The organism is Vibrio satsumensis (assembly GCF_050337435.1).
Classification (GTDB): Bacteria; Pseudomonadota; Gammaproteobacteria; order Enterobacterales; family Vibrionaceae; genus Vibrio; species Vibrio satsumensis.
This window is the reverse complement of sequence record NZ_JAKJSX010000008.1, coordinates 196,770-219,878: the sequence shown is the minus strand read 5'-3', so window position 1 is coordinate 219,878 and position 23,109 is coordinate 196,770. Positions and strand designations below refer to the sequence as shown.

Annotated in this window: 19 protein-coding genes; 12 read left to right on the top strand and 7 right to left on the bottom strand. The window is 43.6% G+C overall.

The features are described from left to right. Positions 1–11: 11 nt before the first annotated feature. Both pstC and L4C44_RS11930 read right to left on the bottom strand, forming a co-directional pair. Positions 12–941, bottom strand: a complete 930-nt coding sequence (pstC, locus tag L4C44_RS11935; protein ID WP_019822958.1) for a phosphate ABC transporter permease subunit PstC — start codon at positions 939–941, stop codon at positions 12–14. Between the two features lie 111 nt (positions 942–1,052). Further along, positions 1,053–1,874, bottom strand: a complete 822-nt coding sequence (locus L4C44_RS11930) for a phosphate ABC transporter substrate-binding protein (RefSeq protein ID WP_017108956.1) — start codon at positions 1,872–1,874, stop codon at positions 1,053–1,055. A gap of 465 nt (positions 1,875–2,339) precedes the next feature. On the opposite strand from L4C44_RS11930, the gene L4C44_RS11925 reads away from it, so the two are divergent. Beyond that, positions 2,340–3,983, top strand: a complete 1,644-nt coding sequence (locus L4C44_RS11925) for a methyl-accepting chemotaxis protein (protein ID WP_428805099.1) — start codon at positions 2,340–2,342, stop codon at positions 3,981–3,983. A gap of 108 nt (positions 3,984–4,091) precedes the next feature. Here L4C44_RS11925 and L4C44_RS11920 read toward each other — a convergent pair whose 3' ends face one another. Then, entirely contained in the window at positions 4,092–4,985 is an 894-nt protein-coding gene (locus L4C44_RS11920; protein WP_428805098.1) for a lipase secretion chaperone, read from the bottom strand. A 37-nt stretch (positions 4,986–5,022) separates the two neighbouring features. Next, complete coding sequence (locus L4C44_RS11915; RefSeq protein ID WP_226088547.1) at positions 5,023–5,964, bottom strand: lipase family alpha/beta hydrolase; 942 nt, start codon at positions 5,962–5,964, stop codon at positions 5,023–5,025. Between the two features lie 426 nt (positions 5,965–6,390). Between L4C44_RS11915 and L4C44_RS11910 the strand changes: the two genes are divergently transcribed. Then, positions 6,391–7,641 (top strand): SGNH/GDSL hydrolase family protein, encoded by a 1,251-nt coding sequence (locus L4C44_RS11910; protein WP_428805097.1) that lies wholly within the window; start codon positions 6,391–6,393, stop codon positions 7,639–7,641. A 167-nt stretch (positions 7,642–7,808) separates the two neighbouring features. On the opposite strand, the gene L4C44_RS11905 is transcribed toward L4C44_RS11910, so the two are convergent. Continuing rightward, positions 7,809–9,140, bottom strand: coding sequence for a DEAD/DEAH box helicase (locus L4C44_RS11905; RefSeq protein ID WP_428805096.1), 1,332 nt, complete (start codon positions 9,138–9,140; stop codon positions 7,809–7,811). Positions 9,141–9,501: 361 nt separating this feature from the next. Between L4C44_RS11905 and L4C44_RS11900 the strand changes: the two genes are divergently transcribed. Then, positions 9,502–9,768: an Lpp/OprI family alanine-zipper lipoprotein gene (locus tag L4C44_RS11900; RefSeq protein WP_004737730.1), complete on the top strand. Its 267-nt coding sequence runs from the start codon at positions 9,502–9,504 to the stop codon at positions 9,766–9,768. Positions 9,769–9,952: 184 nt separating this feature from the next. Here the strand turns inward: L4C44_RS11900 and L4C44_RS11895 are convergent, their stop codons facing one another. Beyond that, positions 9,953–10,927: a L,D-transpeptidase family protein gene (locus L4C44_RS11895; RefSeq protein WP_146491001.1), complete on the bottom strand. Its 975-nt coding sequence runs from the start codon at positions 10,925–10,927 to the stop codon at positions 9,953–9,955. Positions 10,928–11,275: 348 nt separating this feature from the next. On the opposite strand from L4C44_RS11895, the gene deoD reads away from it, so the two are divergent. From deoD to L4C44_RS11875, 4 genes are all read left to right on the top strand, one after another. Continuing rightward, positions 11,276–11,986 carry a purine-nucleoside phosphorylase gene (deoD, locus tag L4C44_RS11890; protein WP_048661021.1) on the top strand — a complete coding sequence of 237 codons (711 nt, stop codon included), beginning with the start codon at positions 11,276–11,278 and terminating at the stop codon, positions 11,984–11,986. A gap of 82 nt (positions 11,987–12,068) precedes the next feature. Next, positions 12,069–13,538: a lactate dehydrogenase gene (locus L4C44_RS11885; protein ID WP_048661020.1), complete on the top strand. Its 1,470-nt coding sequence runs from the start codon at positions 12,069–12,071 to the stop codon at positions 13,536–13,538. Between the two features lie 185 nt (positions 13,539–13,723). Continuing rightward, positions 13,724–15,193, top strand: coding sequence for a tetratricopeptide repeat protein (locus L4C44_RS11880; protein WP_428805095.1), 1,470 nt, complete (start codon positions 13,724–13,726; stop codon positions 15,191–15,193). Continuing rightward, positions 15,193–16,773, top strand: a complete 1,581-nt coding sequence (locus L4C44_RS11875; RefSeq protein ID WP_428805163.1) for a diguanylate cyclase — start codon at positions 15,193–15,195, stop codon at positions 16,771–16,773. The genes L4C44_RS11880 and L4C44_RS11875 overlap by 1 nt, the downstream gene beginning before the upstream one ends. Positions 16,774–16,802: 29 nt before the next feature. Here the strand turns inward: L4C44_RS11875 and L4C44_RS11870 are convergent, their stop codons facing one another. Continuing rightward, complete coding sequence (locus tag L4C44_RS11870; protein WP_428805094.1) at positions 16,803–17,705, bottom strand: DMT family transporter; 903 nt, start codon at positions 17,703–17,705, stop codon at positions 16,803–16,805. A 250-nt stretch (positions 17,706–17,955) separates the two neighbouring features. On the opposite strand from L4C44_RS11870, the gene L4C44_RS11865 reads away from it, so the two are divergent. The 5 genes from L4C44_RS11865 to L4C44_RS11845 all read left to right on the top strand — a co-directional run bounded on the left by L4C44_RS11865 (position 17,956) and on the right by L4C44_RS11845 (position 22,893). Continuing rightward, positions 17,956–18,351, top strand: a complete 396-nt coding sequence (locus L4C44_RS11865; protein ID WP_372385714.1) for a DUF3302 domain-containing protein — start codon at positions 17,956–17,958, stop codon at positions 18,349–18,351. Beyond that, positions 18,351–19,481: an HlyD family secretion protein gene (locus L4C44_RS11860; RefSeq protein ID WP_146491006.1), complete on the top strand. Its 1,131-nt coding sequence runs from the start codon at positions 18,351–18,353 to the stop codon at positions 19,479–19,481. Before L4C44_RS11865 ends, L4C44_RS11860 begins: the two co-directional genes overlap by 1 nt. Positions 19,482–19,807: 326 nt before the next feature. Continuing rightward, positions 19,808–20,356 (top strand): ECF-type riboflavin transporter substrate-binding protein, encoded by a 549-nt coding sequence (locus tag L4C44_RS11855; protein WP_048662433.1) that lies wholly within the window; start codon positions 19,808–19,810, stop codon positions 20,354–20,356. A gap of 6 nt (positions 20,357–20,362) precedes the next feature. After that, the gene (locus tag L4C44_RS11850; protein ID WP_428805093.1) at positions 20,363–22,057 is read left to right on the top strand and encodes an ABC transporter ATP-binding protein; all 1,695 of its coding nucleotides are present in this window, start codon (positions 20,363–20,365) and stop codon (positions 22,055–22,057) included. Then, on the top strand, positions 22,054–22,893 hold the full coding sequence (locus tag L4C44_RS11845; RefSeq protein ID WP_428805092.1) for an energy-coupling factor transporter transmembrane component T family protein: 840 nt from the start codon (positions 22,054–22,056) through the stop codon (positions 22,891–22,893). Before L4C44_RS11850 ends, L4C44_RS11845 begins: the two co-directional genes overlap by 4 nt. The last annotated feature ends 216 nt before the right edge of the window (positions 22,894–23,109 follow it).

Sequence of the window (23,109 nt, the reverse complement as noted above, 5' to 3'; positions counted from 1 at the left end):
CTTATCCTCGCCTACTTTGCTTTTTCACGGTTAAGATAAAGTAGAGCACCATTTAACATCATGATGAACACTAGAAGTACAACACCTGTTGCGTACAGCGCGTTAGCGTGAACGCCACTTGCGTAAGACATTTCAATTGCAATGTTTGCTGTTAGCGTACGAGCAGAATCCAAAATACCTTCTGGCATTGCTGGCGCATTACCCATAACCATGATGATTGCCATCGTTTCGCCAAGTGCGCGACCGATACCCAAAATCACACCAGTCATAATGCCTGAACGTGCAGCAGGAACGAGTAGCTTAAAAATCGTGTAGATTTTCGAAGCACCCAGTGCAAGTGAACCTTCTTTGTATGTACGAGGTACAGCACGAATCGAAGTTTCAGAAACCGTGATAACGGTAGGAAGAATCATGATCCCCAGAACAATGATACCCGCCAGGATAGTATTACCGGCTGGTACTTGGAAAATGTTCTGAATCATTGGAACGATAATTACTAGACCGAAGAAGCCGTAAACTACCGACGGGATACCCGCTAGAAGCTCAACTGCTGGTCGAATAATATCTGCAAGACGCTTGGGAGCAATCTCAGCAATAAAAATAGCGGTTAATACACCTACCGGTACACCAACAACTACAGCGCCAAGTGTCGAAACAATCGATGCAACAATCATGGTTGCAACACCGAATAGAGCTGGAGGTAACCAATCAACACCCAGAACGATGCCAGAAACACCGGCCTCTTGGAATGCAGGAATACTCTCTGCAACGATAAAGTAAGCGATAACGGCTAGCGATACGATGCCGATCACAGCACTCGATAAGAACAAGCCGTGGAAGATTCTTTCTCTCCAGTCGATGCGCTTCTTAGCACGTAGACTTGGCTTATTGATTTGAGTCGCTTCAGTATTCATAAGCTTTTCACTATTTGCGATGGTCATATATAAAATCTCAAACTTTGTGGCTCAAAAAGAGCTCGAAATAAACAAAGTTGAAAGAAAAGGCTCAGCCTAAAGCAGGCTGAGCAATAATTGAGATTGAGTCAGTTAAGATTAGTTAACTGTGATGTAGCCTTTCTTACCAGCGATAGCTTGAGCTTCGTCTGCAACCATCCAGTCTAGGAATTGTTGAGTTTCAGCTGTTGGAGCGCCTGCTTTGTAAAGAACTAGGAAAGGACGAGCAACTTTGTAAGAGCCGTTCTTAACGTTATCAACTGATGCTTCTGCGCCGTCGATAGTTAGAGCTTGAACTGTGTTGTCTACAGTACCAAGAGAGATAAAGCCGATAGCGTATGGGTTGCTTGCTACAGAAACTTTAAGTGCGCCGTTACCGTTTGCAACTTGTGCACGCTGAGAGATAGCCGATACTTTCTTATCGCCGATCTTCTTCTTAAGCTTCATGATGTCTTCGAATGCACCACGTGTACCAGATGCAGTATCACGAGTGATTGCTACGATTGGCTTGTCTGCACCACCAACATCTTTCCAGTTAGTGATGTCGCCTTTGTAGATTGAAGTGATTTGCTCAGCTGTAAGAGCAGATACTTCGTTATTTGGGTTAACAACAACTGCGATACCGTCACGAGCGATAACGAGCTCTTTCAGGTCAGCTGTTTTCTCTTCTTCTTTAAGGTCACGAGAAGAGATACCAAGATCAGCACTTCCATTTTTTGCTGCTTTGATGCCTGCAGAAGAACCTGGTGCTTGAATTTCGATGAACACTGGTTCGCCTTTATTCATGTAGGTTTCTGCAAAAACTTCAACCAGTGGAGAAGCACTGTTAGAGCCAACTACAGAGATAGTTTCTTTAGCTGAAGCTGTATTCACTGTTAGAGCGCCTAGTAGTGCGATTGCACCGATAACTGTCTTTTTCATCACAAATTTCCTTTAGTGGCGTTATTGCCGTAATGTTGTTTTGCTTGAACGGTGCCCACTTTAGAATCTGAATGTGACAGTTGTGTTTCACTTAATTGAAGCCTATATGACAACTACAATTTATTTTCTTATTCTCCCCTACCAAATAGCCTTGAAGTAATCAATTGGCCTCACTCATAGGCACCGAATATTCATTCCAACCTATTTAAGCCAAACCACTCAATATCTCGCCATCCCTTTTATTACCTAATACCACACAAGGTTCTGTGTCAAATAACCCTACCTTAAAAATGGCTAAAGCCTTGTTTGTGCAATAAATATTCAAAATTTATCAAATATCTATCTCATATATCAAAATCGAATCTATTACTGATTGAATTGTCATTCTCAGAAGTTAGAATCACCTGCTAATTACAATAATAACAATTGCTTCTGCTCATTTATTTATTCAAAGAGGGACATTACATGCGCCAACTTCTCAGTGGCTTATCAATCAAAATACAAATTCTCATTCCAGTACTCTTTTCTGTCGTATTACTTTTGACGGGTGTCATTATCGGTGGTGACAAACTGGAAAATGCTTTTAAAGATGTATCAACAGCAACAGACCAATTAATCTTACATAAAGAAGAACTCAGTGAAATCGTCGACAACAGCTACGGCATGCGTATCAAAGCGATCTACAGCTTGTTTAATCCTGACGACGTTAAAACACTGGTCGAAACGCTAAATCAAAAACGCGACCAAAATACTCGCCTACTGAATTCACTTGATACCGTACCAGGCATGCAAGATGAAGTAGCCGCAATGCGCAAAGCGATGAATCACTACGTCGACTTTTCTCGCACCACTATGCTTCCTCTATTAAGAGCTAAACACGGCAACACAGTTCTCCCTTCTGACTTTGACAACCGCTACCAGATCGCAATCGACCAATACCGTCACGCGGGTAATGAAATGGTGCAAGCGATCAACATTCTGTCTAAGAAGCTGAACCTGCTTGCGACTCAAGAAGTCGACATCAATGGACAGCAACACACCAGCACACTGGATACGGCGACCATTGCCCTGCTAGCGATTCTTTCTATCGCATTAGTCATCAGTTGGACGCTTGCTGGCATCATTGTTAAGCCAATCAGCAATATTCAAGCAACCATGCGCGAAGTAGCAAAAGGTAACCTGCTGGTTAAAGCCGAAGAGTATGGCGACAACGAAATCTCGCGCCTTGCGCAAGATGTAAACAAATCCGTTGACCAATTGCGCGACACGGTAAGTTCGCTGTCTCGAATAAGTATCGAAGTGGCTTCTGCGTCGACAGAGTTAGCGGCTGTAATGACACAATCAAGCGTTAACTCAGATCAAGAGAAGCAAGAAGTGGAGCAAGTTGCTTCCGCCGTGAACCAACTTGAGAGTACAGCAGCACACGTCAACGAGAACGCAGTACAAGCCGATTCAGCGTCTAAGCAAGCTGACGAGATGGCGACACACAGCATGAGCTTGTTTAATGAGAGCAACCAAGCAAACGAGCAAATGGCGATTCAGCTGAGTGAAGCAGCAAACGTTGTAGGCACGCTAAAAGAGCACTCAGAGCAGATTGGTAAGGTGATTGAAGTAATTCAAAGCATCTCTGAACAAACGAACCTTCTTGCGCTTAATGCAGCAATTGAAGCGGCTCGTGCTGGTGAAAGTGGCCGTGGTTTCGCAGTTGTAGCCGATGAAGTTCGAATGCTGGCGGCACGAACCCAAGATTCAACCAAAGAGATCCAAGCGATCATCGAAGGCTTGCAGGTTCAATCAGGCAACGCTAATGAGAGCATGAGCAGTTCACTGTCGATGTTAGAGCACAACCAAACGCTCTCGGGCGAGGTAAGTGCAGCCCTTTCAGGTATTGCTAACTCAGTAACCGACATGACTGAAATCAACACCCAGGTTGCCTCTGCTGCAGAAGAGCAAAGCCAAGTCACTGCAGACATTAACCGTAATATCTCAAACATCTACAGCCTAGTAAGCCAAAACGTAACCGGCATTACCCAAGCCGCAGCAGCAAGCCACGAGCTATCTAACCTAGCTGAACAACAGAAGCAGCAGTTGGATTACTTTAAGGTGTAGGGTTTAATGTACGAAGTTCAAGGCAACAGATTCAAGCTGTATGCTCTTTAGAACTTGCCTATAAACAAAAAAAACCAGCCATGATGGCTGGTTTTTCGCTTTTAGACACTACTGATCAAATTCAGCCGCTTTGATCCTTTCAATCGCTTCTACCCTTCTCAGCTGTTCTGGTAGGAAGTGTTCAGTCCGAAGTTGCGCAATCGTCTCTTGTTGCTCGGTTTCTGAGAGGGCTGAGTCGTTCAAAACATCATTTCGTTCTGCGAAGTAGACCTCTAACGAGCCTTCAAAGGCCGCTCTTTTTTGATCAAGAGCTTCAAGTCTTTGGGTTGCTTCTTCACCAACAAGTTCGCTTCTCTTTAAGTATTTACCCTGTTCATCGAGACCTTCTGAACTGGATAGCTGTGGGAGTAATACCTGATTTTGATGACTGACTTGAACGTAATCTGGCAGCTCAGATAGATAAGACTCAAGCCTTTGTTGATATTCCGACTCGTCTAGCCCTTCTTGCTTCAGAAGTAACTTTTCTAAAGCGATTTCCCTCATTCTGTTGTCATGGGTAAATAGAATACTTACCTCGCTCTCACTGAAGAATTGAGATTGGAGATCGAGCAACGCTTGATTCAGTGCGCGTAAGTCCTCAGCGGATATTGATGTGGTGTCGAATTGCACGTCCAACGACGTTAGTGCCGACTTATACTCAAGATATTTGGCAAACAGTGCTTCATCAACCAAGGCAGTTGATGATTGCTCGTAGTGCTGTGCCACATTGTCGCGAATATCTTCAAGTGTTAGTTCGGTATTACCGGACACGAAATATTCCATCATGTCTTTTGCTGATGCGTTATCGATGTCGGTGTCTTGTTGAGAGGCAACCTTCAATGAGGAGACGCGTTGTTCGTTGTCATTATGTGTATTGGGTTCTTCCTTTTTTAGATATAAAAAGACCGCCGCTGTGCTCATCAGGGCTATCGTAGTTATCGACAAAATGGCGGTCTTTTTCATTATACTTTCCTTGTTTTCTTATTAAACGGTGTCCAGCCTACAAACCAGCCAACTTCAATCGATTGGCATGCTGGCGATATAACGTCACAGGATCGGTCTCAAACAAGTGGTGAATACCCAATAAACCGTTAATCTCGTCTAGGTGGTTCATTTTGTAATCATCACCAATCACTTTGCCCAAATGCGCGCTGCATGCTCCCACTAACCCATCATTAGGTTCGTTAAAGGCTAAACCAAGGATTGTCATCGCTCCGTCGGTAGGATCAAGAAGGTTGGTAAAAGTGGAAGATCCTGTCCATGAATAGTAATAAACACCGTTGTTTGCTTGCCATTCACCATCACCACACGCAGACGTCGGAACGCCTTCAGGGTAAAACTGATTGAATGCAAGCGAACCTTCAGTGGTCAACGCTTCAAGGGAAGCAAGGCCATCTTGATCAAGATCCGTTCCGCCAGATAATAGGTTGATAAGCGTAGTCAATCCGCCAGCCAACTTAACCGCAATACCTTCCGCGGTTGAACCTTCTGATACGGTTCCACGCACGAGGTCAGCGACTTTAGATCCTTTATGAACACCGCCAATACTTGTCACCGAAGCAACCAGATCAGGACGAACCGATGCGACATAACGCGCCGTAGGCCCGCCATGACTGTGACCGACCAGATTCACTTTACTTGCCCCTGTTGCGGCTAACAGTGTTTCAACTTGGGCTAGCAATTGCTCGCCACGCACTTCAGAGCTGTTGGTCGCTGATACTTGCGCTACATAGACGCTGGCACCATCTTTGGTTAGGGATTCAGGTACGCCATAGAAATAGTCGACACCCGCTAATGTATCGAAACCAAACAAACCATGTACCAACATAATGGGGTATTTCGTTTCCGTGTATCCACTGACTTCTAATGCCGATGCGCTCGTTCCGGCATAGACACCAAAACTGGATAGACAGGCTATCGTCCAAATTAATATCTTTTTCAATGCTCTTTCCTTAAACAGATTAGACCTCTGATGAGTAAAGAGAACCGTAGTTGATGATTTTATAAAACTAAAAAGAGTGACTCGATATTTGTGATATTGAGCTTGAATTAAACAGTTGTGATGAACATTACTCAACCAAAGTCACAATAAACGAAAAAACAAGTAAGCAATTGATTAATAATAATTAAGTGAGATAACTATTAACAGTAAATGTTAATAAAGTAGGTATGGACTCTCGTCCAGAGAAAAATTAAAGAACGCAAAACCGTTGAAAGTTGGATCTATGTAACACTTATTATACGTGCTTCATATGAGTTATTGACGCAACAATGAGTAATATTCAATACATTATCTAAATGATATTTATTCTTATTATTAATAATAAAGTAATTAACCTTACTTACTTTGCTAAATGAGTACTCTAAAATGAAGAAAATGATCTTGGTATTTACGTTGACAATGCCTCTAATTGCATCAGCTATCGCAGATACATCAATGCCTCTAGATGCAACAATTCCTGACGAAGTAGCACAAGGGCAGATGCTTGATACACGATCATATATCAGATGCTGGTACCGAACCGACATATCGAATGACTCAGTTGCAACTGATTGGAAATGGGCAAGAAACGAAGATGGCAATTACTACACTATCGATGGATATTGGTGGTCGCCCTCATCGTATAAAAACATGTTCTTTAGTGGAACACCACAATCAGAAATAGAACAACGTTGCGAAGAGACACTAGACATCCAGCATGATGCCGCCGACATCACTTATTTTGCAGCAGACAGTCGGTTCTCCTACAACCACTCGATATGGACTAATGACGAAGAACTCCAAGATAATAAAATTAATCGAATCATCACATTTGGGGATAGCCTTTCTGATACTGGAAACTTATTCAACGGTTCTCAATGGGTTCTTCCCAATGCTAACTCATGGTTCTTAGGTCACTTCTCAAATGGCTTAGTCTGGACTGAGTACCTGGCTAGAGAAAAAAACATACCTCTGTATAACTGGGCAGTTGGTGGGGCTGCTGGCACAAATCAGTATGGAGTCCTCAAAGGTGTTTATGACCAAGTCACGTCGTACCTGAAATACATGGAAGCCGCAAAGAATTACCGTCCAGAAAACTCATTATTTACTTTAGAGTTCGGCCTTAACGACTTTATGAATTACGAACGGTCGGTAGCTGATGTAAAAGCTGATTTCAGCAGCGCTCTAATTCGTTTAATAGGAAGTGGGGCTCAAAACATTTTGCTCTTCACCCTCCCTGACGCCACAAAAGCTCCACAATTTAAATACTCAACAGAAGACGAGATTTCTATTGTTCATAGCAAAATAATTGAGTTTAACCTCTTCATCAAAGAGCAAGCTGAGTATTACCAAACTAGGGGGGTTAATGTCGTACTTTTCAATGCTCATGATCTGTTTAACCACATTACTGAAAACCCGCAGCAGCATGGATTTCAGAACGCTACGGATGCATGTTTAGATATTCAACGCCATTCAGCTTCCGATTACTTATATCGCCACAGTTTGACTAATGATTGCGCGACCTATGGCTCAGACCGCTATGTGTTTTGGGGAGTGACGCACCCAACTACCGCAATCCATAAATATCTAGCGGATAATATTCTCATGTCTTCATTTTCGACCTTCGACTTTGAATAGATGCAAAGATAAGAGTCCTTTCAAGCTTTTCAGAAGTTAAAAGAGCATAGGGCAAGATAAAGAGAGACGAGAAATAGACAAAGTACAGATACAAAAAAACCGCCATCATCGGCGGTTTTTAGTTGCATCAACCTTTCAAAGCCAAGCTTTTAGGTCACGCGAGTTGATTACTCGTCGTCCACTTTTGGTGCGACTTTCTTCTTAGGGATAAACACGGTATCACCCACGGCCACATTCTGGTGGAAGCTCTTATCGCGCTTAACCGGCTTCTTAGGTGTTTTCTTCGCTTGAGTATTGGTCTTCTTCTTCGCAGGGCCGCCTTTAGCAAACGTAGGTTTACGAGGCTTAATGCCTTTGAACTTACCTTTAAGACCTTCAAGAACAGAGAAAGTAAGATCTTGTTGAAGGTAAAGCTCAACACGCTTGAAGCTATCCCAATCTTTTGGACCAACTAAAGAAATAGCATCGCCTTTGTTACCTGCACGGCCAGTACGACCAACACGGTGAACGTACTCTTCGGTGTGCTTCGGCATATCAAAGTTGATTACGTGGCTTACGTTTGGAATATCGATACCACGTGAAGCAACATCTGTTGTTACTAGAATCTTGTAAACCGCACGCTCAAACTGACTCATGATCGCATTACGCTGCGTTTGGTTTAAGTTACCGCTCAGTGCAACTGCTTTAAGCTTCTTCTCGTTAAGCTTGTCGGTTAGACGATCAGTATCAGCACGAGTTGCTGTGAAGATCATTACCTGACGGTATTCAGCTTCTTCCAGAACGCGGTCTAAAATCGCTTCTTTGTGATCTAAGTGATCACAAAGGTAGAATTTCTGTGTGATATCAAGGTGCTGCTCGTTAGAAACACCCACCGAAATGCGCTTAGGTGCGTCTAGCATTTCATTTGCAATACCATTCACTTCGGCGTGATCCAGGGTTGCAGAAAACATTAGAGTCTGACGACGACGGTGCTTAGCCGCGTTTGCAATACGACGCAGTTCTGGAGCAAAGCCAAGATCAAGCATGCGGTCCGCTTCATCAAGGATCAGCGTTTCAACACCATCTAAGAACAAAGAGCGGTGCTCTAGGTGATCAGCAAGACGGCCTGGAGTCGCTACGATAAAACGAGGGTACTTACGCAGTGCTTTAACTTGGTCGTTAAAGTTTTCACCACCCAAGATAAGCGCCGCTTCGTAAGACAGGCCACCAAGCATACTACGTAGTTCACCGTAAACTTGCTTTGCTAGCTCACGAGTAGGAGCCAAAATTACACCACGAGGATCTTTAGCAGAAAACGCTTTTGTTTTTAATGCTTTATGTATCATCGGCAACACAAACGCCAATGTTTTTCCTGATCCCGTTTTTGATGAAGCCAATAGATCCTTACCAGCAATAGCAACAGGGATCGCTTTTGATTGGATCTCTGTCGCCTTCTTGAAGTCGTAATGTTTTAAGTTCTTCAGTAAGCGGTTATCTAAGCCTAAATCTTTAAAGTGCAAAGGACTCTCCAGTCATGATGGTATTGAATAAAATTAATTTAACGTGACATGATACCGCGAAAGTACTTTATAAGGATAGAGATCACAGTAAATTTATCCCTTAATCTATCTTCAGCTAGAACATTGTATGCATTACGAGTAAAGGAGCATCTACCTAAAACCACATCAAAGCCGCATCCATATTTCACATCTCATAAGTGAGACAGAACGTGATGCTCAGCTAATTACCTCAAAAATTTAGCAATTTCTTTGGTTATTGTTTTTGCGCTTAAAAAATTAGTCGCTACAATCATTAATGAAGCGACTATATGATAAAGAATGTATAGCGCATCTTTTGATGATAAATAAGCAAGGAGTTCTTATGAATAAGACGTTAATCGCAGCTGCGGCCTCAGTTTTCATTTTAGCCGGTTGTTCTTCAGAGCCAGAAGAAGCTGCAGTGTCAGAAATGGATCAACTAACTAACCAAGTTGCTCAACTTACAAGCGAAGTTGAAGCGCTTAAGAGTGACAAAGCAGCAGCAGAAATGAAGGCTCAAGAAGCATCTGAAGCCGCTATGGCAGCAAAAGAAGAAGCAGATCGTGCTAACGACCGCATCGACAATATTGCAGAGTCTTACACTAAGTAATTTAACTATAAGCGCAATTAAGCTGTAAATTTCAAAAGACGTATATACATTGCAGTAAATTGATAACACCACCTCTTCACAGAGGTGGTGTTTTGTTTTCAAGGTCAATAAACCAAAGTTCAACAGATGAATGGGAAGAACAACCCTGGGTGCTCACACTATTCGAAATTTATAAATAGCTTATTTAGTTAGAAATCATTGGCGGAGCAATTTCAACTGGCACGCCATTTTGAGCAAAGATAACCGCTTTGGCTTTTGAGTTAGGCAAGTCAGCATCTTCAAGCCACCATTCTAACTCGACAGGTATTTGTAAGGATTTCTTAGAGCCATCGCTTCGCGTCAATGGTTCATGCGCTTCAACAAACACGCTTCTATCTGGCTCTAATGACACCTTGATCGGCTCATTAATAATAGTGACCTGCTCGCCACGGCTCACTTGCTCAAAAAGCCACTCAATATCTTTAGGCTCCATGCGAATACACCCAGAGCTTACGCGTAAGCCTATTCCAAAATCTTTATTGGTACCGTGTATCAAATAGTCGCCTGCGCCATAAGCAAGCCTTAGAGCATACTCACCAAGTGGATTTTCAGGCCCTGCAGGAACGACCTTAGGCAACTCAATTCCCTTCTCTAAATACTCTTTGCGGATCGACTTCGGGGGCGTCCAAGTCGGATTTGGTCTTTTTTGGCTTATCTTGGTGATCATTTCCGGCGTATCACGTCCGACTCGTCCGATACCGACAGGGAACACATGCACCTGATTTTTCTCGGGATCAAAGTAATACAACCTTAACTCCGCAAGATTAATAACAATACCTTTTCGTGGGGTATCTGGCAGGATCAAACGGCTAGGAATACTTAGTATATATCCTTCCGGAGGTAGAAAAGGGTCTACCCCTTTGTTTGCCGCCATTAAAGAGAGAAAGCCAATATCGTATTGTTTAGCAATAATAGCTAACGTTTCACCTGATGCTACTTCATGCTGCTGTATTCTACCCACAATGCGGCTTTCTGCAGGAGGGAGCTCAAAAGTTGCCGCAGAGACCCACGACGACACCATCCCACCGGCAATCAAAGTTACTTTCGCTGCAAGCAACGCTACTTTACGTAATTGTGTTTTCATCGAGTGCAAAGGCGTCGAGTTAGCGCAATACGACATACAAATCCTTGGTTTGTCTTTTTATCAAAGTTTAGATTATCGCTGTTCAAACGTCTCTACAACGGTTAGTTGTAGCTAAACTCACGTTGGTTTACACAATTAAAAGTACCTTTTAGTACTGTTGCATATCTATATGGACACGCAAAATCGATTGCCTTTACGCTTTCAACATATTTGGTTATCAATATTAATAAAACTATAATGGCAAACCTATTTTGTGACTAAAGTCTCATGGAGCCTCGTTTTAACTCGCTAATATTGCCTCAACAAAACGAATTCAATTCAACAGAATCGGTAATTGATTAAATCCTGTTCCTATAATTACCGTTTAAACTTTGGAGAACGACCATGGCTACACCTCATATTAACGCTCAAGCTGGTGATTTCGCAGAAACAGTACTAATGCCGGGCGACCCGCTTCGCGCAAAATACATTGCAGAAACATTCCTTGATGACGTGAAGCAAGTTTGTGACGTTCGCAACATGTTTGGCTACACAGGCACTTACAAAGGTAAGAAAGTTTCTGTAATGGGCCACGGTATGGGTATCCCATCATGCTGCATCTACGTACACGAGCTAATCGCTGAGTACGGTGTAAAGAACGTTATTCGTGTAGGTAGCTGTGGCGCAGTACGTGACGACGTTAAACTAATGGACGTTGTTATCGGTATGGGTGCATCTACTGACTCAAAAGTAAACCGCATTCGTTTCAACAACCACGACTTCGCGGCTATCGCTGATTTCGGTCTTCTAGAAGAAGCGGTAAACCAAGCACGTGCACAAGAAGTTCCAGTTAAAGTTGGTAATGTATTCTCTGCAGACCTTTTCTACACTCCAGAAGCTGACCTTTTCGAAAAAATGGAAAAGCTAGGCATCCTAGGTGTTGATATGGAAGCGGCTGGTATCTACGGTGTTGCTGCGGATCTTGGTGCTAAAGCACTGACTATCCTAACAGTATCAGATCACATCATCCGTGGTGAGAAACTAAGCTCTGAAGAGCGTCAGAAGTCTTTCAACGACATGATGAAAGTTGCTCTAGAGACTGCAATCAACATCTAACGATTTGATAAAAGATACATTGAAAAGCGTTACCCCGCAGCCAGGCTCGCTTGGCTGCTCAAATAATCCCGAGGGGGAGATCGTGTCTAACGACAAGCTGCCAAAAGATGCGGATGGTTTGCAACTCAACTTTTGTAAAACATTGGCGTGTGACAACTTTGGCTTGAGCGATGCAAAACGGTATGTTTTGCAACACGCGAACCCTAAGCGTCCAGCGATGGTTTGTCGTGAATGTGGAGCTTTCCCCCCCTTACTTAACAACCGTGAAGTGTTAAGCGAACTTCATCGCCTAAGACAACTTCACAGCGATGGGCTCCCAGCTTGTCGTAATGATGATTGCGATAACTTCGGCTTATCGGTTCATACACACAAACATCTTTATCATGCCTTCGGCTACAGTGGCGACAGGCAGCGCTACAGATGCAAAGATTGCCAATCAACCTTCGTTGATAAATGGTCTGGATCCAATAAAAAACTTCAGTTTCAAGAGAACCTCATGGGTCTATTGTTCATGGGTTATTCCGTGCGTGAAATCTGTAGAAAATTAGAGATCAACCCAAAGACTTTCTATGATCATGTTGACCATATCGCCAGCCGTTGCCGTCGTAAATTAGCGATGATCGATGCTCGATGGGTTAACCATGCGAAAGATTACGAATTCGCTTCTCACTACCAACGTCTACAACCACAAAGCAACAACGGTGTGGTTTGGATAGCGACGGGTGAGGCGCATTCTGGTTATATCCTTTGCCAACACGTTAACTACTCTCAAAATGAAGAACCGTCAGGGAATGTGGACCATAATCCTTATGATGATGTTGCGCGCTTTGTATCCAAAGAACACTCTTCAGAAGCTAATCTCGAACTACCTCAGCCCTCTGACAAGCTAAAAGAACGCATTGAACAGCAATACCAAGTAATTCTAGCAAGAGGTAATGTTGAGGACCCTATGGGCAACCTCACTACATTTAGCTACCCTTCGAAAGGCGCACTAATTCGGCCGCCTTATACCTCATATGCTCACTTCCTACATGTGCTTGATATGTGTAATGAAGACAAACATGTCGCCATCTATATGCCACAAGATCCATTACTAAGATCTGCCGCTTTAAGCGTATGTTTGCCGCGCATCCAGAGTCAAAACATTGACCTTATGTATGTAGAGGAAGATTCAGGCTGGCAAGACGATCAAAGTTTCGAAAAGATCGACATCGTTCACATGAGTTGGTGGCGCGATCGTTGGGCTATCGCGAATCAAGGTGATAATCAGAAAGGTATTTGCTACCTAACAGGTAACAATCCAGAACCAAAACAGTGGTTTAACACGGCTTCTATTCAGCAAACTAAGTTCTATCAACAACGCTTTCAGCTGCTATTTGATAGCTTCATTAATGAACCTAGACGTAAGCTTCGTCCTGGAGGCATTCTTCCATTACTCGACATATTTAGAGCTTGGCACAATCTGTGCTACCAAGATAAGCAAGGGCTCACTGCAGCGCAGCGCTTAGGTGTAGCAGAGCAGCCATTGACCCTAAAGCAACTACTTTCATAAAAACGGACATCTAGATAATTATTCGGGAACTCTTTGATTTTAAAGCGACAACATGAGGTAACACCCATAATTGGAAAAGATCGATGTTCCTTTGACGCTCTGGGAAAGATAATTGGTGCTTATCTCAAATCACACTCTTATAATGATTGTGTTATCAATATGTTCGATAATTATGGATCTAAGTCTTGGACAAAAATCAGTACCTTCTTGAAACAGAACTAGAACAACTCAAAACTCGTGCCGACTCTGAGCCCTCAGTGATCCTAGAGGTTGCTCAACAGTGCCTAGTCAGATCAGAGCAAGTTCTGTTTGAAGAGGGGGCTATCCAGTCATTGATGTTAATGGCAAGATGCTGTTGGAACCTGATGGATTACCAAAAAGGTTTGAAATACATCAAAGAAGCCTACAAGCGTCAAAGCCAACTAGATACCGACCTTTTTCTTCCCGAAATTCTCCACTTACACGCGCTCCAGTTCTGGGGGCAAGCCAAGTATTACTCCGCTCAACAGTTCTGGATCAATGCCTTAGAACAATCTGCACTGGTTGATGAAGTCGAGATTCAAATTGAATGTCTCATTGGTCTGGGCAACATTTGGCGAATGACTCACGAATATAAGCTTGCACGTTCTACCCATCAGCTTGCCGTTAAAGTGGCTAACAACAGCCGCATTGGTTGGTTAGAAGGCAAGGCAAGAATACTGCTCGCCTGGGATTACTACCTGCTTAACAACTACGTTGAAATGCTGTCGGTGCTCGATGGGGCGGAAGAAGCATTAAAAGACCATAAAGATAACACCTGGCATGCTGAAGTATGGGACTTTCGAGGTCTTGCACTACTGGGCCTTGAGCGTTTAGATGATGCCGAGCGCGCTACAGCCAAAGCGCACAATCTAGCGGTAGAGCACAACCTTGTCTGGATGAAAGCGCACTCTTACATCAGTCGAGCTCGATTAAAGCTCCTGAGAAAAAAACCAGAGCAAGCAGCAGGGTTACTGAGGCTCGCTGAACAATCCGCAAATGAATTCGATAATGGTGAGTTGCTTAGCCAAATTTGTTACCAGCAATCTTTGGTAGCAGAAGAAAACCAAGATTTCAAAGCTGCGTTAGTCGCCTTTAAAAAATACCGTCAATATTCTATCGGTATGCTTAAAGAGCAAACTAATCGTGTCGGTTTGGACAAAGCACGCAGTTCAAAACGCCAGCTTGAGCAGAGAGCACGAAAGCTTATTAATCGTATTCGTGGTCAACACGAATACGATCCTGAAAAGCACCTCTCTTATGTCGTCTCTGAAACCTTTTGGTGGGAGAAACTGGTACTCTTTAAAACAGAACTTAAGCGTTCAAACCACAGCATCATTATGTTCCATCATGTCGATACTGATTACTTAGATGTCTGTACTGAGATTGCTCATACCTTATGTAATCAAAACGACTTCATCGCTAGGCTGAGTTCCGAGCGTGTTGCGCTTATGCTTTCCGAAAAAGGCGAAGTCGCAGAGCAAACCTTCCAAACTCTCAGCACCATGCTTGATATCTATCCCTGGCATAGAAGAGGATTAAAAGGTTCGAGACCCGCTGTCAGCCTCAACGATATTTTGACGTTCCCGTTCACTCTTGAACAACTTGAAGAAGACGATGCTGAGGTCACAGGATGATGGAAACTCTACTAAGCAAGATCACAGATGCCGGTTTAGACCCTTCATCGGTATCGGGTGAAGAAGCGATCATATTCTGGAACCACATTCGCCAGCACATTTCGACTACACAAACAGAGCAAGCGCATTGCTATATTATCAGCTCTGAATACCGTGCCGAATTACAACAAAAGCAAACCAGTATAGAAGAGCTAAGACTTGCTCTTGACCTACTCCATCTTCCTGCGGATATCGAAGACATTCTTACAGTAAAAACCAGCCTAAGTGACCGCTTAGTCGAAATTGGTGATTACACTTCTGCACTGAATGAATTTATCAGCTCATCAACCATCGCTGTTGAACACGGCCATATCGATGAGTATGTATTGGCAATCTTAGGCATGGGGAACTTATGCGATGCCTATGGTGATCACAACAGAGCCCTTCGTTACTATCAAAAAATTGGCAGTATTGACCATGCGATAAGCAGTCGCTCACTCCGCCTCAAGTTCAAACTCCATATGGTTGCAAGCTTGCTCCTGCTCAACCGCATTACTGCAGCCAGCGATTTACTGAATGAATGCGAAGAACTGAGTATTTTGGTAAGTGACAAGCTGCTCACTGCTCAGATATTGCTTTACCAGGCGAAGGTACTGCGCGCTAAGAAAAGATACAATGAAGCGCTACGCTGTTTGTCTAAGGTTCAATATCCAGCCAATAGTACTCAAGCAAGCTGGCTTGCGACCATGACTAGACTAGAGTTAGCACATTGCCTAAGTGCAATAGGAAAGCAAGACTATGCAAGCATGATATTATCGAGCACAGACAAGCGTGTGAAACCATACTCATCGCCAGTGCTTGCGAAGCGTTTCTATGACTCTTTGAGTGACGTATGTATGAATCAGGGCCGTTTTCAAGAAGCTCTAAGCTATGAGAAAAAAGGTTACCGAATTGAAACCGATCTGATGAAGAAGATTCCTATCAGTGAGCTGGGGGCGAGTCAATTACGCCGCCTGTCACGTTTTGAGTTACAGCTTAAACTCATCCTTTCTGAACAAGAAAACAGAGAACTGAAAGAGACGACTGAACAACACAAGAATGCAGTTGCTCAGCTACAGCAAGATGTTTTCACCGACCCACTGACAGGGTTACACAACCGTCGCTGGTTAGATGTGAAATTAAAGGATATGTTGCTGCATGAAACCTCTTTCGCACTGATGGTTATTGATATCGACCACTTTAAATCTATCAACGATGAACTGAGCCACTTAGTGGGTGATAAAGCTATTGTCAGCGTCTCTCAAGAACTTAGAGCGTACTTTAAGTTCAGAGGAGCTTCATGTGTCAGGTTTGGTGGAGAAGAGTTCTTGGTCATCCTAGAGAACAGCGATCTCGCTAAGGCAGAAATGCACTCTGAAAATTATCGAGAACGCATCTTCCAATTCGGATGGCATGAAATACTCGGAGAGCGAGGTTTAACCGTGAGTATCGGTATCACTTTACATCGTGAGGGAGAGAATACTCAACGAACCTTCTACCGCGCTGATAAAGCACTATATCGAGCCAAAGCCAATGGTCGCAACCAAGTGTGCACAGAGTGACATGTGGTTCTGTAGTTAAGGCCTGCACCTTATTGATAGAAGAACAGAGAAATTCCAGCAAGGGCGGTAAGCGTCCCGATGACACTTTGCTTTGACACCTTCTCCCCTTTCAGCGCATAAATTACCAAAATAAAGACCGGGCTGGTCGCTATCAACGTTTGCGCAATCGCAGGGTTAGCATTTTTCAATGCTACTTGTTGAAGCCATAGAGCGAGAAACGTCCCGACAAAGATTGCCCCTAATAACCACAGTTTATCGAACTTGGTCATTTCCCATAAATCTCTTTTTATCGATGAATACGGCTTCTTTTCAACGAAAGGGATAATCAGCATCACGGCAAACACGCCAATCGTCAGGCGAATCAGTGCACCTAACAATGGTGGAATGTCACCCGCCACTAACGCGTAGTGAGAAATAACCACACCAGATGCCTGACAGACACTCGCCACGAGCCCATAACCAATACCACCCCACTGCGCTTTGTCATTCGATTCACCGCTCGCCGATTTTGATGGCTGGAAGACAACGAAGGTCACCGCCAGTGTTGTAATCACGACGCCGAGCCAGCTTTGCACTGTCAATACAGCGCCAAGGAACATTAATGCCAACACACCAGAAAGAGGCGGGGCTAAAGACTCAAGTAACAACGTCTTATTGGCACCGATTCTTTTCAACGCCGCAAAATAGGCGCTATCTCCAATCGCAATGCCAATCACACCTGAAATTGCCAATATCAGAAAATGGTTAGTACTCAGTTCAAACTCCGGCATTGGGATAAAAGGCATGACCAGCAACATCATCCCTGACGCCACTACACCCTTAACAATGTTCAATTGCATCGCAGAGAAGCGATGTCCAAATTGCCCATAGATCCATGTCGCACACGCCCACACAATTGCAGCGCCAATGGCCGCCAATTCACCTATATACATCCGTATTTGTCCCTAGTGGTTATGCCCGTCATTTAGAATCGTAACTGTCATCATTTCAGCTGAAATACCAACCAGAAAGCCGAAATAGCCTCTTCAAACGCGATCGGATTTTATAAGATTCATCAATGCTTTTATTCGCATTAGAAGCGACAACACATTATTTTCAACTCGGTAAATCATTTTTATAACAATTACTTGGATGATAGCGTAGTATATTTATAACTAATATCTAACATTACAAGGATCTGTTATGTTTTTAGACTACTTTGCGCTCGGTCTACTTATTTTCGTAGCATTAGTCATCTTTTACGGCATCATCGTTATTCACGATATTCCCTATGAAATTGCGAAAGAACGCAATCACCCTCATCAAGATGCTATTCATGTCTCAGGCTGGGTTAGCCTATTCACCTTACACACTATCTGGCCATTCCTTTGGATTTGGGCGACGCTATGGCGCAAAGATCGTGGTTGGGGCTTCGCTAAATTAGAAGAAGAGCAACACGATATTCATCATCGCGTCGATATTCTCATCGATCAAGTGAGTACCCTTCAGGAAGAAATCGCACAGCTCAAGCAAGCCGGTACTGAGCAAAGCAGTCCAGAGAAAGAAACAAACAACCCTCAAGATCAGGAGGTTAAGTAATGGATTTACTGCTGATAATGACCTATGCGGCACTTTGTATCACCATCTTCAAGGTGTTCAATATCCCGCTTAATAAATGGACGGTTCCAACTGCAGTACTTGGCGGCGTCATCATCATAGGTACATTGATCCTTTTGATGAACTATAACCACCCTTTCACACAGATCGGTAACCAAGTTTACTCAACAACGCCTGTTGTTTCCGGTGTTCGAGGCAAAGTAATTGAAGTGCCTGTGGAAGCGAATAAACCTCTAAAAAAAGGCGATATTCTTTTCAAAATCGATCCTATTCCGTTCGAGGCTGAGGTCGCAAGATTAGAGGCGAAAGTAAAAGAAGCAAGCCAGGGTGCGCTAGGAATGGAATCTGATGTCGCTGAAGCAGAAGCAGCGAGAATCAAAGCGATTGCAGAAAGAGACAAAGCCCAACGTGAATTCTCTCGTTACAAACGCGGCTACGACAGTGGCGCCTTTACTGAGCAACAATTGGATACTCGCAGACAAGCTTATAAAGCATCAGAAGCTGCCGTTAAAGTGGCAGATGCGACCTTAGAAAGAACAAAAATTGCTTTGGATTCTGAGATAGGTGGTGAGAACACTGCGGTGTTAAGCCTATTAGCGGAATTGCGTAAAGCTCAGTTTGACTTAGAACAGACTGTGGTTCGCGCGCCAACAGATGGTTACGTGACGCAACTAGCCCTTCGCCCAGGTGTCATGGCCGTGCCACTTCCACTGGCGCCAGTAATGACGTTTGTTCACACCGAAGCTCAGTTCTACACCGCAGCCTTTAGACAGAACTCATTGCAGCGTCTACAACCAGGGTTCGAAGCTGAGTTTTTATTCAGAGCTCTGCCTGGCAAAGTATTTAAAGGCCGTATTGATGAAGTATTGCCAGCGATTGGTGAGAGCCAATTCCAAGCTCGAGGTGCTTTACTAGGTACGGATGCTCTGCGTACCAGTGGTCGCGTGTTTGTTAAGTTAACCATCACTGATGACCTATCTGAATACCATCTACCTATGGGTACTGCGGTTGAAGTTTCCGTTTATTCAGACAGCTTCACCCACGTATCTATCATGCGTAAGGTGCTTATTCGTATGAAGAGTTGGCAGAACTATCTATACCTAGATCACTAAGTTACCGTCAGCTAAACCAAAAAATTAGCGATGCTTAGCCCTAAAATAGAACTAACACATTGTTAATATGAATGAAAAAGCCAGACCCGCTCTGGCTTTTTTGTTGTTTGATTAACCGTAAATTTGTGTATTTTTCATCATATCTAGGTGTTCAGATGGAATTTTAGACATCTAGACACTTACCTTCCCTTATGGAAGGGTTCTACTGTATAATGCGCGCCTTATTTTTTATATTTGCCCAAAAAACGTTCTCATTGAGACGCATATTAATAATGGCGAATATTCGTTCTTTATCATGTTTTATCTTTCAGTATTCGAGGTTATCTATGAACTTTTCAGCTAAAACAGTCGTCGTTATCGCCATTGGCGCGGCACTGTACGGCATTGGTGGTTTACCTATGTTTGGTGTCCCAGTGTTTGCGAACACGACATTGAAACCAGCAATGGCAGTTCTAGCACTGTTTTCTGTTTTGTTCGGCCCAATTGTAGGCTTCTTGGTCGGCTTCATTGGCCACTGGGTAACAGACTTATTCGCAGGCTGGGGCGTATGGCTAACTTGGGTATTGGGCTCAGGTATCGTGGGCATGGTTATTGGTCTATTTCCTATGATGACTAAAAACCGTCTTCAACAAGGCGAACTGCCAATGAAAGATTTTGCGCTATTTGTCGTACTGGCTCTCGCAGGTAATGTTGTAGGCTACGGCTGTTCTGCATTCCTAGATACCATCTTATACGCAGAACCGTTTACTAAAGTCTTCACTCAACTGTCTATCATCGCAGCGGGTAATACCGTTCTGATCGCTGTTGTTGGCTTCCTGATCCTAAAATCAGTCGCTAAGCGTAACAAACAAAGCCGCAACCTGACTGAGGCATAAGCGATAATGACTATAGCATTTTCGAACTTCTCTTTTAGATATGAGTCGCTGGATAAACCGACGCTAAAAAATATCAATCTAAGGATAGAGAAAGGAGAGAAAATCGTCATTATTGGACCAAGTGGTAGTGGTAAATCTACCCTAGGTCAGTGTCTCAATGGTTTGATACCTCATGCAATCAAAGGTGAGGTAACTGGCTCTTTAGCGATAAACGGCAAGAATATCTCTGAGTTTTCGATGCACGATTATACCGAGCAAGTCGGCACAGTATTGCAAGATACTGACAGCCAATTTGTCGGCTTAAGTATCGGCGAAGACATCGCATTCGCATTGGAAAACCAGTTAATGTCGAACATCGATATGTATCCTCTCGTTAAGTCGACTGCAAAAATGGTCGACTTGGCGGATATGCTTGATCGCTCTCCACACGACCTTTCTGGTGGTCAAAAACAACGAGTATCGTTAGCGGGTATCTTAGTTGATGACGTTGATATCTTGCTGTTTGATGAGCCTCTGGCCAGCCTTGACCCTAAGACGGGCAAGGCAACGATTGAGATCATCGACCAACTGCATAAAGAAACCAACAAAACTATCGTGATTATCGAACACCGCCTTGAGGATGTTCTACATCGCGATATTGATCGTGTGATCTTAATGGAACGCGGCGAAATCGTTGCAGACATGACACCCGATGAAATCTTGGCTTCTGAACTGCTTGAGACACACGGTATTCGTGAACCGCTTTATCTATCAGCCCTTAAAGCAGCCAAAGCACCTTTAACAAGCGAACACAAGCTGTCCAACCTCAAAGCTTTAGATTACAAAAGGTTCCGTCCTGCGGTTCAAGCTTGGTTTGCTGAACGCCCTACTCCCGTTGCTGAAAAGCAGTATCAACCTTTGCTCGAAGTGCATGGCCTGACTTACTCTTACGACGGTGAAAAAAACGCACTCGAAGATGTCAGCTTTAAGATTGGCAAGGGTGAGTTTGTTTCAATATTGGGTAAGAACGGTTCAGGTAAATCGACCATCACCAAGATTATCATGGGTGTGATTGACGCGGATTCAGGCTCTTCGTACCTGAACGGCGAAGACTTATCTGAACTTTCTATTTTCGAAAGAAGTCAGAAAGTCGGTGTGGTAATGCAGAACCCAAACCATATGATCTCGCATCATATGATTTTCGATGAGGTTGCATTTGGCCTTCGTAATCGTGGCGTTACAGAAGACGAAATCAAAGACAAAGTAGAAAACGTTCTTGAGCTTTGTGGCTTGAGCAAGTTTCGCCATTGGCCAATCGAAGCACTGAGCTACGGTCAGAAAAAACGTGTAACCATCGCGTCTATCTTAGTGCTGGAGCCTGAGCTTCTTATCTTGGATGAACCGACTGCAGGTCAAGATTACCGTAACTACACATCGATGCTGGCGTTCATTCAAAAACTCAACCGCGACCTAGGCATCACCGTTGTGATTATCTCACACGACATGCACCTCGTTCTCGAGTACACCACACGTTCAATCGTGATTGCAGACAGTAAGCTGATTGCCAATGCCGCGATGACGGAAGTATTCAGTCAGCCTTCGCTGTTAGAACGCGCAAATCTTTGTACCACCAGCATTTATGAACTCGCGACCATGATGAAAATCGACGACACCAATGCATTTATGCAGTACTTCATCGACTACGAGAGAAGCGCTCAATGAATGCATCAAAAGTAAAATTCGGCATCAATTACATCGATACCAAATCGCCGCTGCACGCTCTAAATGGCATCACCAAGTTTGCGCTGTTTTTAGCTTGGGTAACCGTTGTCCTTACAACGTTCGATCTCAGACTCATCGTTGTTTTGATCCTGACGGGCTTATACCTATTAAAGCTGACTCAAGTTCCAGTACGTGTTTACAAGCCGCTATTGATTGGTACTGCAAGTGTTCTGAGCCTAAATGCCTTATTTATGTATTTACTGGCTCCACAACAGGGTCCTGAACTCATCGGCAGTGAAACGTTATTGTTGACGCTTCCTGGTAATTACTCATTGAGCCAAGAGACACTGTTTTACTTGGTGACCGTTACGCTCAAATACATGAGCATGTTCCCGATAGCGTTGATTTTTGTCTTCACAACGCACCCAACTGAGTTTGCAGCGAGCCTCAACCGTATCGGTGTTCCTTACAAAATAGCTTATGCGGTGAGTCTAACCCTGCGTTACTTGCCAGAAGTTAAAAAAGACTTCATCAATATCATGCATGCACAGCAAGCTCGTGGTGTAGATCTCTCAAAGAAAGCGCCTCTAATTACTCGAATCAAAAATGTAGCTAAGGTTCTAGGCCCGCTCATTTTCTCTAGTTTGGACCGCGCAGACGAGATCTCTAACGCAATGACATTACGAGGTTTTGGTCGACACAAAGCACGCACTTGGTATAGCTATGCACCTTTGAAACGTATCGATTTTGTTTGTTTAAGTGTCATCGCTTTTATCGTGGTGTTAGCCATTACGAAACGCATTCTAGAGCCGCAGTTATTTTGGTATCCGTTCTAGTCATCTGAATTAGCAAAGATAAACAAAGACTTTAAATAACACACCGCTCAATAGGGCGGTGTTTTTGTTTATGCCAAAATCTGATTGATAATTGAACCAATGACACAATACTGACTATATTTAACGATAAATTGACCAGTTATTTACCCTTGGAGTTTGAGATTTAATTCAGAAACTCTTAATATACTGTGTTTACAGAATATTACACTCAATAGA